The sequence below is a fragment of the Streptomyces sp. PsTaAH-137 genome, assembly GCF_003259365.1.
Taxonomy (GTDB): domain Bacteria; phylum Actinomycetota; class Actinomycetes; order Streptomycetales; family Streptomycetaceae; genus Streptomyces.
Window position 1 is genome coordinate 1 of sequence record NZ_QLLY01000075.1, and the last position, 2,451, is coordinate 2,451.

Annotated in this window: 1 protein-coding gene; it reads right to left on the bottom strand. The window is 66.8% G+C overall.

Annotated elements, in window-relative coordinates; translation table 11 throughout:
* The coding region (locus K377_RS40930) for a DEAD/DEAH box helicase (protein ID WP_202455405.1) at window positions 1–2,007 on the bottom strand (2,007 nt) is incomplete at its 3' end.
* Between the last annotated feature and the right edge of the window lie 444 nt (window positions 2,008–2,451).

The window sequence follows — 2,451 nt, forward strand, 5'->3', positions numbered from 1 at the left end:
CCCGCCCGGAGGGACCGACTGGCCCTGTTCGTGCGCTGCAGCGGCTTCTACGGCGGTTCTGGCGGCGGCGCGTTGGTTCTTCAGCCACACCCCGATCGGGAACCCGCCTGCACTGACCGCGCTCACCGGCGCGAGGAGGTGCCCGTGTTCCTCCGCCCACGCTTGTGCAACCGCGAGGCCTTCTTCGAAGGCGTGATCGTGGGCGTTCCACACCATGCTCAGTGCGTCGAGCTGCCGTACTCGTTCAGCGGGGAGGGTTTCGGCGTTGTAGGCCTTGCGCTGGTCCGCCAGCCATACGCCCAGTGGGAACCCGGCCGGCGCCCAGTCCTCTGGAGTGACATACCGGTACGGCGCCTTCAGCTCCTCCGTGCCGGTCTCTTTGAGGTACTGCAGGCAGGCGGCGATGCCCCGCCGCCAATACGCCTTCTCCGGGTCCAGGATCCGCAACTGGATGAACTGCGCGAGCAGCGCGGGGTCCCGCGGCCTGGAGAACCGCAGCAACTGTGCAGCCGCCCCACTGACCACCGGCAAAGCCTCTGCCCGCTCGGCGTCGTCGCTGTCTTCGTCCTGGCCCTCGACCACGTCCGAGTCAGCGGCCGCCTCGCCCGCCTCGAACGGCTCGTCCTTGGAGTTCCAACTCCCGCTGCGGACACGGGGATCCGCGAGAGCCTCGATGGTCTCGGTGTCGTGCGCCCGCAGGGCAGACAGCAGCTTGCCCAGACTGCTGTAGGCCTCTGAGGTCAGCATTTCCGAAGGATTCTCGCCCGGCCGCATAAAGATGGGAACGACCAGGGTGGCGAGTTTCCCCTCACCCGGCCGGATACGCAGAGCACGCCCCACCATCTGCACAATATCGACCATGGAACCCCGCGTATCCATAAACGCGACAGCATCACACCGGGCCGTATCAACACCTTCGCCCAACACCTTGACCGACGCCAACACCCGCACCGCCGCTCTCACATCCCGGCCCCGCTCCCGGGAAAGGAAGTCGGAAGCAAACTCCCGCAGCACCGCCTGCCGATGCCCCGGCGCATGCTCCCCGTACAGCCACTGCGCCCACACCCGATCCGGCGCAGGGAAGCGGCCTGGATCGTCCGCATGTAGCTGCTCCGCGACGGCCGGCACGCCGGCCGCCATCGCCTCCGCCTCAAAGACACGACTGTGGAACGTCAGGATCCGGCGCAGCTTCTCGTCCGCCGCTGCCGTCAGCAGCCCCGTCTGCAACGCAGCAAGCCGCGCACCGCGTACAGGGTCGGTACCCAAAGGGGCGTCCTGCACAGCCTGGTAGAGCTCTTCGTCCTCGATCTCCACACACACGACCTGATACGGGGCGACGATGCCTCGCCGGATCGCCTCGGACAGCTTCAGCTCGAACGCCACCGGCCCGAACACCGCACTGTCGCGGTCCATGGACGCCACCATGCCCGGTGTTACCCCGCCGGCCTCCCACACCCGCGGCGTCGCTGTCATATACAACCGCCGCCACGCCGGAACCTGCTGCTGGTCATGGACCGCAGCCCACGGCTTGCCCGCATCACCGGAGGTGCGGTGCGCTTCATCGACGACGACCAGGTCCCACACCCCGACGCCGGCCGCATGCGCCCGCTGCAGGGTCCGCAGACCCAGCGAGGCGTAGGTGGCGAACACGGTGACCTGATCCAAGTCCCGCAGCCACAACCGCAGTTCCACATCACTGGTCGTACACGACATGCCCTGACTGTCCGCAGCAGACAGCGAACACACCCCGATCATGGCCCCACCACGACCCCCGGCCCGCCAAGCAGCCGCCGTCTGCAACAACAGATCCAGCGTCGGCACCAACACCAGCACACGCCGCGCCTTCAGCCGACGGGCAGCCTCCACCGCCATCAGCGTCTTCCCCGACCCCGTCGCGGACACGACCTGCGCCCGCAGCCCCTGGGGCGGCATCGTGCCGTCGACCGGCTCCTGAAGGGCCCTCAAAATGCCGTCCACGGCTTCGACCTGATGCGGCAGAAGTTTCATTACTGCAATCCCCGGCTTCCGTGAAATTTTATTCTCGGCACGTACTGATAAGAACTGAAAGCATGGCGCCGAGTTGCTGAAAACCAGGCGACAGACCACAGCTCTACTCAGGACTACCAAGGACCCACACCCAGGCCATAACGTAGCCTACCCAAAATAATGACACACACGACAGAGCAAGACCGGCCCGCACGGACCGAATCCACCCGATCCGCCGGACTGTGAAGCCAAGCCACAGGTAGGACCGCCTCACAGTCCGCAGAAACGCAAGCAGAACCCGCCTCCCAGCCAGCCGCTTTCCAGGTCCGCGCGGAGCGTGGACCTGCCAGGCCGGATCGCGGAGCGATCCGAGCCGCCGGGCCGCGGAGCGGAACCGGCAGGCGTCACGCAGTGACGCCCAACTCCACGACGAAGTCGGGGAGTTGCACCGATGCGGAGCATCGG